The sequence below is a fragment of the Faecalibacterium sp. An192 genome (genome assembly GCF_002160175.1).
Classification (GTDB): Bacteria; Bacillota; Clostridia; order Oscillospirales; family Ruminococcaceae; genus Faecalibacterium.
On the sequence record NZ_NFKB01000038.1, the window covers coordinates 23514 to 33239 of the forward strand.

6 protein-coding genes are annotated in these 9726 nt (G+C 59.2%); all 6 read left to right on the forward strand.

Going from position 1 to position 9726, the window contains the following annotated elements:
* The first annotated feature begins 3 nt into the window (after positions 1 to 3).
* The gene (whiA, locus tag B5F27_RS11615) at positions 4 to 936 is read left to right on the forward strand and encodes a DNA-binding protein WhiA (protein WP_087367843.1); all 933 of its coding nucleotides are present in this window, start codon (positions 4 to 6) and stop codon (positions 934 to 936) included.
* Positions 929 to 4432, forward strand: a complete 3504-nt coding sequence (locus B5F27_RS11620) for a DNA polymerase III subunit alpha (RefSeq protein ID WP_087367846.1) — start codon at positions 929 to 931, stop codon at positions 4430 to 4432. Before whiA ends, B5F27_RS11620 begins: the two co-directional genes overlap by 8 nt.
* Before the next feature lie 235 nt (positions 4433 to 4667).
* Positions 4668 to 5642 (forward strand): 6-phosphofructokinase, encoded by a 975-nt coding sequence (pfkA, locus tag B5F27_RS11625; RefSeq protein WP_087245600.1) that lies wholly within the window; start codon positions 4668 to 4670, stop codon positions 5640 to 5642.
* A gap of 398 nt (positions 5643 to 6040) precedes the next feature.
* Positions 6041 to 8029 (forward strand): NAD-dependent DNA ligase LigA, encoded by a 1989-nt coding sequence (ligA, locus tag B5F27_RS11630; protein ID WP_087367848.1) that lies wholly within the window; start codon positions 6041 to 6043, stop codon positions 8027 to 8029.
* A 306-nt stretch (positions 8030 to 8335) separates the two neighbouring features.
* A complete protein-coding gene (gene spo0A / locus B5F27_RS11635) occupies positions 8336 to 9094 on the forward strand; it encodes a sporulation transcription factor Spo0A (RefSeq protein ID WP_087245604.1) in 759 nt (252 codons plus the stop codon).
* A 276-nt stretch (positions 9095 to 9370) separates the two neighbouring features.
* A complete protein-coding gene (gene rpmE, locus B5F27_RS11640; RefSeq protein WP_087245606.1) occupies positions 9371 to 9571 on the forward strand; it encodes a 50S ribosomal protein L31 in 201 nt (66 codons plus the stop codon).
* Positions 9572 to 9726 lie beyond the last annotated feature (155 nt).

The following is a 9726-nucleotide window of genomic DNA, read 5'->3' on the forward strand; positions in this document are numbered from 1 at the left end:
AGCATGAGCTTTGCCTCCGAGGCCAGATGCGAGATCGCCGGGCGGGAGCTCACCGGAGAAAATACCGTTCGGGCGGCCTGCTATGGGCTGGCCTGCTTTGCAAAACATTTTGATGCCAGGGGCCTGGTGATCCAGACCGAACAGGCTGAGACCGCCGACTATGCCCGGCAGTGCTTTGCGCGCTGCGGCATCCGCGGCGAGGTCCGCAGCCGGGATCACGCCAGCGGCCCCATGTATGAGTTCAGCATCAGCCAGCCGGAACAGGTGAGCCAGATGCACGCCCTTTTCGGGACCAATGGCAATGAGACAAGCCTCCAGATTGACCCGGCCCTGATCCGCAGCCCCAAGAGCGTCAGCGCCTATGTAGGGGCTGCATTTCTCTGCTGCGGCACCGTCACCGATCCCCAGAAAGGCTATCATCTCGAATTTACCACCCCGCGTACCAATCTGGCGCGGGATTTTGAAGCTCTGCTGGCAGAGCATGAGTTTGCCCCCCGGCGCAGCCGCCGCAAAGGGGTCAACGTTGTTTATCTCAAGGCCTGCGCCAACATTCAGTCCCTGCTGGTTTTCATGGGGGCAGAAAAGGCCGCCGGCCTGATGAACACCGAGCGGGCCGTCAAGTCGGTCCGCAATCAGGTCAATCGTTATACCAACTGCGAGACCGCCAACCTGGGCAAGATGGTGCGGGCCAACGCCTCGGCCATCAAGGCGCTGCGGTATCTTCAGGAGCAGGATGCCCTGGAGACTCTGCCTGAGCCGCTGCGGGAAACCGCCGTCAAGCGGCTTCAGTACCCGGAGCTGTCTCTGGCGGCCCTGTGCGAAACATTTGAGCCGCGGCCCAGCAAATCGGGCCTGGCCCACCGGCTGAAACGCCTGGAGGCGATGTCGGCCGACCTGCGGGCCCGGAAAGAGGGGGGGAATCCACACCGTGAGTGAATCCACCGCCGCACAGCGCGGCTTTGTGCACCTGCATCTTCACACCGAATACAGCCTGCTGGATGGCGCCTGCCGGATTGACCAGCTGATGGACCGGGTCAAGGAGTGCGGCCAGACTGCCGTCGCCTGCACCGACCACGGTGTCATGTACGGCTGCGTGCAGTTTTACAAGGCCGCCAAAAAGGCCGGCATTCAGCCCATCATCGGGTGCGAGGTCTATGTGGCCACCCGCACCCGGTTTGACAAGGTCAACAAGATCGACGGCAACAACCATCTGATTTTGCTGTGCAAGAATGAAACCGGCTACAAAAATCTCATCAAGATGGTGTCGGCCGCCTTCACCGAGGGCTTTTACTCCAAGCCCCGGGTGGACAAGCAGCTGCTGGAACAGTACCATGAGGGACTGATCTGCCTGTCGGCCTGTCTGGCAGGTGAAATCCCCCAGGCCCTGCTGGCAGGGGACTATGAGCGGGCCAAATCCGCCGCCCTCTGGTACAACGACCTGTTTGGACAGGGAAACTACTACATCGAGCTGCAGGACCACGGCCTGGCCCAGGACGAAACCGTCCTGCCCCAGCTGATCCAGCTGGCCCGGGATACCGGCATCCCCATGGCGGCCACCAACGACGCTCACTACCTCCGCAAGGAGGACGCCCGGGTTCAAGAGATCCTGCTGTGCATCCAGACCGGCAAGACCATCCAGGACGCCGACAAGATGGAGTTCCAGACCGACGAGTTCTACGTCAAAACCACCGATGAGATGTACGATCTCTTTTCGATGGTGCCGGAGGCCTGCGCCAATACCGTCAAAATCGCTGAGCAGTGCCAGTTTGATTTTGACTTTGGCCACACCAAGATTCCATACTATAAGGCCCCCGACGGGATGGACAACCAGGCTTACTTTGAAAAGCTCTGCTGGGAAGGCCTGGAGCGCCGGTATGGCCCCGATGTTCCCGAGGCCAACAAGGAACGTCTGGCCTATGAAATTGGCGTCATCCGCTCCATGGGCTACACCAACTACTACCTGATTGTCTTTGACTATATCAATTTCGCCAAGAGCCAGAATATCCCGGTGGGACCGGGACGTGGTTCGGGCGCCGGCAGCATCGCAGCCTACTGCGTGGGGATCACCGACATCGACCCCATCCGGTATAATCTGATTTTCGAGCGGTTCCTCAACCCCGAGCGAGTCAGCATGCCGGACTTCGACGTGGATTTCTGCTACGAGCGCCGCCAGGAGGTCATTGATTACGTCAACCGGAAATACGGCTCGGACCATGTGGCGCAGATTGTCACCTTCGGTACCATGGCCGCCCGCAACGCCATCCGGGACGTGGGACGGGTGATGGGCCTGCCGTACCAGAATGTGGATACGGTGGCCAAGCAGGTCCCCATGGAACTCAAGATGACCCTGAAACGGGCTCTGGAGGTTTCCAGCGAGCTGAAAAAGATGTACGACGCCGACCCTCAGGTCAAGGAACTGATCGACACCGCCGCCAAGGTGGAAGGCATGCCGCGGCACGCCTCCACCCACGCCGCCGGCGTGGTCATTACCCCGGAGCCGGTGGACTACTATCTGCCTCTGGCCACCAACGACGGTCTGCCGGTCACCCAGTTTAACATGACCGAGATTGAGGAGCTGGGCCTGCTCAAGATGGACTTTCTGGGTCTGCGCACCCTGACGGTCATCCGGGACGCGGAAACCGCCGTCCAGAAAAAGGAGCCCGGCTTCACCATGGCTCGGCTGGACTACGACGATAAGGAGACCTATCAGATGCTGGGCCGCGGTGAGACCGAGGGCGTGTTCCAGCTGGAATCTTCGGGCATGCGTCAGGTCCTGATGGGCCTGCAGCCGGAGAATCTGGAAGATGTCATCGCTCTCATCAGCCTGTACCGGCCCGGCCCCATGGACTCCATCCCCACGTATCTGCGCAACCGCCACGAGCCGGACAAGATCAGCTACAAAACGCCCCAGCTGGCCCACATCCTGGACGTCACTAACGGGTGCATTGTCTATCAGGAGCAGGTCATGCAGATTTTCCGGGAGCTGGCGGGCTTCTCCTTTGGCCAGGCCGACAACGTCCGCCGGGCCATGAGCAAAAAGAAGCACGACGTCATGGAGGCCGAGCGGGAACATTTTGTCCATGGATGCACCGAGCCGGGGCACGAGTGTCCGGGCTGCGTGGCCAACGGCATTTCGGAGCAGGTGGCCAATGAGATCTACGACGAAATGTCCAGCTTCGCGTCCTACGCCTTCAACAAGAGCCATGCGGCCTGCTATGCCTATGTGGCGTACCAGACCGCCTACCTCAAGTGCCATTATCCGGCCGAGTTCATGGCGGCCCTGCTGACCAGCGTTCTGGACAACACCGACAAGGTCATCGAGTACACCGCCGAGTGTTCCCGGCTGGGCATCCGGGTTCTGCCGCCGGATATCAATATTTCGGGCGGCGGCTTCACCGCCGACGGCACCGGCCAGATTCGCTTTGGCCTCAACGCCGTCAAGAACGTGGGCCGCAACCTGATCGAGAACGTGGTCCGGGAGAGGGAAGGGAAACCATTCTCCAGCCTCTACGATTTCTGCAAGCGGATGCACGGCAACGAACTGAACCGCCGGGCCGTGGAGTGCCTCATCAAGGCGGGCGCCTTTGACTGCATGGGCGCCACCCGCCGCAGCCAGGTGGAAGCGGTGGAGGGCATCCTGAAAAGCGTCGAGAACGACGCCCGCCGGAATCTGGAAGGCCAGCTGGACCTGTTCGCGGTTATGGCCGGCGGAGAAGAGCCGGTCTCGGATGGCTATGAGCTGCAGAACCTGCCTGAATATCCCCACGGCGACCTGCTTAAAATGGAGAAGGAGGTCAGCGGACTGTACCTTTCGGGTCATCCGCTGGACGCCTACCGGGAGCAGTCGGCCCGGTACGCCTCCCATAGCATCAAGATGCTGACAGGGGAGGACGCCCATCAGCTGGACAACACCAAGGTGCGGATCGTCTGTACCGTGGTTAAAAACCGGATGATGACCACCAAGAACAACTCCATGATGGCCTTTACCAGTGTGGAGGACCTGACCGGCACGCTGGAAGTCATCGTGTTCCCGCGGGTGCTGGACACCTTCCGGGATTCTCTGCAGGAAAACGCCGTCGTGGTCATCGACGGCCGGCTGTCGGTGCGGGAGGACGAACCCGCCAAGCTGATGGCCGAGTCCATCATCCCCATCGACCGGTACAACCCGGCCGCACCGGAGGACTATCACCCCGATCCCGTCAAGGAAGCACCCCGGCGGCTGTATATCCGTTTGCCGTCCCGCAGCAGCCGGGAATACGACAAGGTCATCAACCTGCTCGAAATCTTTGACGGAAATATTCCGGTTATTTTGTATTTATGCGACACCCAAAAAAAGCTCGCTGTACCGCGCCGGCTGTACACGTCGGGGCATCCGCTGCTTTACCGGGAGCTGGAACGGCTGCTGGGCAAGGGAAATGTTGCAACAAAATAACATGTATGTGAGTGAATCGAGACGGGTGCACTGTTTTCAAACTGGACAAAATGTGCTATAATGTCTGTAATACGGCACAGGCCCATGGGTCTTTGCTGCACATCGGCCGGGACGGCAGGGTCCCGGCTGAGGCAGACTTCCCCCTCAAAAGGGCAGGGAAGGAGCCACTGGGAATGAGAAGGATTGAAACATTTATAAAAGGGAAAAGGCATATGTGAATGGGAGGATTTCCACTATGGAGAGACAGATCAAATCCATTGGCGTACTGACCAGCGGCGGCGACGCACCTGGCATGAATGCAGCGGTGCGTGCAGTCGTTCGTACTGGCATCCACAAAGGTTACCGTATGATCGGCATTCAGCGCGGCTACAACGGCCTGCTGAACGGCGAGTGCTACGAGATGAACCTGCGCAGTGTCTCGAATATCATTCAGGACGGCGGTACGATCCTGTATACGGCCCGCTGCCTGGAGTTCAAGACCAAGGAAGGTCAGGACAAGGGCGCAGCCAAGTGCCGTGAGCTGGGCATCGATGCCCTGGTTGTGATTGGCGGCGACGGCTCCTACCGCGGTGCCCGTGCGCTGGCTCACCGCGGCATCCCGATGATCGGCCTGCCCGGCACCATCGACAACGATATCGCCTGCACCGACTACACCGTCGGCTACGACACCGCCATGAACACCGCCATGGAGATGATCGACAAGCTGCGCGACACCACCCAGAGCCATGACCGCTGCAGCGTTGTCGAGGTCATGGGCCGCAACGCAGGCTACATTGCTCTGAATGTGGCCATTGCTTCGGGCGCTATGGCTGTGCTGCTGCCGGAGTACGAGTTCGATATGCAGCGGGACATCCTGGACCGCATCGAGATGACCAAGAAGACCGGCAAGAATCACTTCATCATCATTGTCGCCGAGGGCGTGGGCCATGCACAGGAGATCGCCAACGAGATCCAGGCCCGTACCGGCATCGATTCCCGCGCCACCATTCTGGGCCACGTGCAGCGCGGCGGTTCGCCCACCCTGCGTGACCGCGTGAATGCTTCGGCCATGGGCTATCGTGCCGTCTGCCTGATCGAAGAGGGCAAGTTCAACCGCATCGTCGGTATGCGCGGCGAGACTCTGGTGGACTACCCTGTGGACGAAGCTCTGGAGATGACCAAGTCTCTCGACCCCGTCCTGATCGACGTCTGCAACACCATTTCGATCTGATTTCTGAATCAGACCCAGCGTTACATTGACTGCAGCGCACCGCGGCAGGTTCATCCTGCCCGGTGCGCTGTATTTTTTTGCCCTCTGGCAGAATCGAGTCCAAAAATACACGTACCAACGCACTATAAAATGACGATAATACGTTTTGTATATTGTCGAGAGATTTACAGTCAACCGCACAGGGCTGCCATCCGTCCTTTTTCTTGAAATGATAATATTGTGCTATGAACGAGGATTCTAACGGGGTGCGGACATTTTTTGCAGTTTGAGACGGAACGGGCGACACTTTTTGTCGATTGTTTTTGCCTGCCGGTCGTTTTCATGAAACGCAATTTGTGGTATGATGTGGATGTGCCCCGGCGTTTCCCGGGGACCCCACCAAAGGTAGGAGAGAAACTATGTTGGAACTGGAACAAGCAAAAAAGCGCGCTGAGGAGCTGCGCGCCATCATCGAGTACAATAACCGGTTATATTACGACCAGGACGCCCCGGAGCTGGAGGACTTCCAATATGACGCCCTGACCCGTGAGCTGCGCCAGCTGGAGGCGGATTTCCCCCAGCTGGTCACCCCGGATTCCCCCACCCAGCACGTGGGCGGCACTCCCAGCGGGCGGTTCGCCAAGGTCACCCACGCCGTCAAAATGGAAAGCCTTCTGGACGCGTTCAGCTTTGATGAACTGCGGGACTTTGACCGCCGCGTCCGGGACGCCGGCGTGGAACCGGAGTATGTAGTGGAAATCAAGATCGACGGCTTGTCCTGCAGCCTGGAATACGAGAACGGCCAGCTGGTGCGGGCTTCCACCCGGGGCGACGGCGTGGTGGGCGAGGACGTCACCGAGAACGTCAAGGCCATCCGCAGCATCCCCAAGACCCTGAAAGGCGCGCCGGAGTATCTGGAAGTCCGCGGCGAAGTCTATATGCCCCATGCTGCTTTCCAGAAGCTGTGCGAGGAGCAGGAGCTGCAGGGAGGCTCTCCGTTCAAAAATCCCCGCAACGCGGCCGCCGGTTCGCTGCGCCAGAAGGACCCCAAAATCACCGGCAGCCGGGGTCTGTCCATCTTTATATTTAATGTACAGCAGATCCGAGGCGCCGAGCTGACCACCCATGCCGGAAGCCTGGATTACCTCAAGAGCCTGGGTCTGCCGGTCTCGCCCCGCTACCATCTGGTCCACACCATTGAGGAGGCCATTGCCGAAATCGAGCAGATCGGCCAGGGCCGCGCCGGGCTGGATTTCGATATGGACGGCGCTGTGATTAAGGTAAACGACTTTGCCCAGCGGACCCAGCTGGGTTCCACCGCCAAATTCCCGCGGTGGGCCATCGCCTTCAAGTATCCCCCCGAGGTGAAGGAGACCCGCCTGCTGGACATCGAGGTAGCGGTGGGCCGCACCGGCGTGCTGACTCCCACCGCATCCTTTGAGCCGGTGTTCCTGGCCGGCACCACCGTGGCCCGGGCCACCCTCCACAATGAGGAATTCATCCGTCAGTTTGGCCTGTGCATCGGCGATACCATCCAGGTGCGCAAGGCAGGGGACATCATACCTGAGGTGATCGGAGTCACCGCCCACGCCGAGGGCGCTCAGCCCTATCAGATGCCCACCGTCTGCCCCTCCTGCGGCGCGCCGGTGGTTCACCTGGCCGATGAAGCGGCCCTGCGGTGTGTCAACCCCGAATGCCCGGCCCAGTCCCTGCGGAACCTGATCCACTTTGCGTCCCGGGACGCCATGGACATCGACGGACTGGGCGTGGCGGTCTGCACCCAGCTGGTGGACCGCGGCCTGGTCCGGTCGGCGGCAGACCTCTACACCCTCACCAAGGAGCAGCTGCTGACCCTGGACAAGTTCAAGGACAAGAGCGCCGACAACCTCCTGCGGGCCATTGCCCACTCCAAGGAGAACAATCTGGACAAACTGCTCTTTGGCCTGGGCATCCGCAACATCGGCTATAAGGCCGCGGCCCTGCTGGCCGAACGGTTCGGCAGCATGGACGCCATCCGGCAGGCCGACCTGGAAGCTCTGTGCACCATCGACGGCTTTGGCGAGATCATGGCCCAGAGCGTGGTGGAGTTTTTTGCCAAGGACGGCACCGAAGACCTGATCCGCCGTCTGGCAGAACAGGGAGTCAACATGACCTGGAAAGGGGAGACCCGCACCGACCGTCTGGCGGGCAAAACCTTTGTGGTGACCGGCACCCTGTCCAGCCTTTCCCGCAAGGAGGCCGAGGCCCTGATCGTGAAGAACGGCGGCAAAGCCAGCGGCAGCGTGTCCAAAAAGACAGCCTATGTGGTGGCCGGCGAGGCGGCCGGCAGCAAGCTGGACAAGGCCAACGCCCTGGGCATCCCGGTGCTGAACGAGGAGGAATTCCTCGCCATGATGGAACAGGAGTGAGCGCAACCCGAGCTGATGGAACAGAAAGATAAACCGGCGGGCCAAAATTCCCAAAATATGGCAATTTTTGCTGTTGAATAGACTGGTAAAATATGGTAAAATCTATGGTGCAAGGACGGGGTGCATCTGATTCGCCGAAACGGCCAGGGAATGCTCGAAAAAGCGCTTGCTGCAATGCTTTTGTGGAAAAGACGCCGGTGCAAGGCCTCTCATGCGCCCCTTGGAGTGATACCGCGAACTTCCGGCCGCTGTGTCGGCAGCGGCGGGCTTGACTGGGTTCATTTTACGCATGGGAGGAGAACAATCATGGACAAGATTAAGTTTTTGATGTCAGACACCGGAGCAGAGGTCACCCCTCTGTGCCGCGAGGCGCTGGAGCAGAAAGGCGTGGACGTGACCGTGGTGGAAAAGGATGGCAGCAAGGTTCTGCAGAAGATGCTTTCCATCCGGCCCAACGTGGTGCTTCTGGACGCTTTTATGCCCGGGCTGGATGCTCTGACCATCAAGCAGCGGTATAATGCCGCAGGGGAGTGGCACACGTCCTTTTTTGTCACCGGCGCCTTCCAGAGCGAAGAAATGGTCCAGGAACTGCTGGACGAAGGGTTCTCCTATTATTTTGTGAAGCCCTTTGACGAGAGCGTCCTGGTGAGCCGCGTGCTGAAAGCCGCGGCCAAGCCGGAGCAGCGCTCTCCCTTTACCACCGCCGACAGCGACGAGGTGACGGTCACCGAGATCCTCCATCAGATCGGCGTCCCCGCCCACATCAAGGGCTACCAGTATCTGCGGGAAGCCATCCTGATGGCGGTGGACACGCCGGATTACATCAACGCCGTCACCAAGCGGCTGTACCCCGATATCGCCCAGAAGAACGCCACCACCGCCAGCCGGGTGGAGCGCGCCATCCGCCACGCCATCGAAGTAGCCTGGGACCGCGGCGACGTGGATACCCTCAACCGCTATTTTGGTTATACCATCCACAATATGCGGGGCAAGCCCACCAACAGTGAATTCATCGCCATGATTGCCGACAAAATCCGTCTGGACAAAAAACAGCGGATTGGCTGAACCTATCCTCACTCTGCATCCCCCAGCGCAGCAAAAGCGGACTGTCCGAACCAAAGGCAGCCCGCTTTTGCCGCGTCCGGGGCAGAAAGTGGGGAAAAGGCGAAATTTTATGGAGAATAAGGGCATTTTCCTCTTGCATTTTCTGAATTCCGTGCTATAATACTATAGCAATCGTTCCGAAGGCCGCTCGACGGGGTAGCCGAAATTGAAGGTTGTGATGGGCACATACATGGAATATGGCCCCTATTTGTCAGAACCAGAAATGAGGTGAATCGTATGAAACAGGGTATCCATCCCAACTACGTTGACTGCACCATCACCTGTGCGTGCGGCAATGTGATCCAGACCCGCTCTACCAAGCCCGAGATCCACGTTGAAGTTTGCTCCAAGTGCCATCCTTTCTACACTGGTAAGCAGAAGCTGGTTGATACCGGCGGACGTGTGGACCGCTTCAATCGTCGTTTTGGCCGCAAGTAATTTATATTTTGCAGCTGTTGCACCGCTCTCCCAACCGGAGAGCGGTGTTTTTGTATAACGAAAACCACTCGCTAGGCGAGTGGTTCGAAAAAAGACTTATGTCGATGATGATGACAGAAAAACTCCCTTTGCTTAAAATGGAAGTGCGGTCTGCC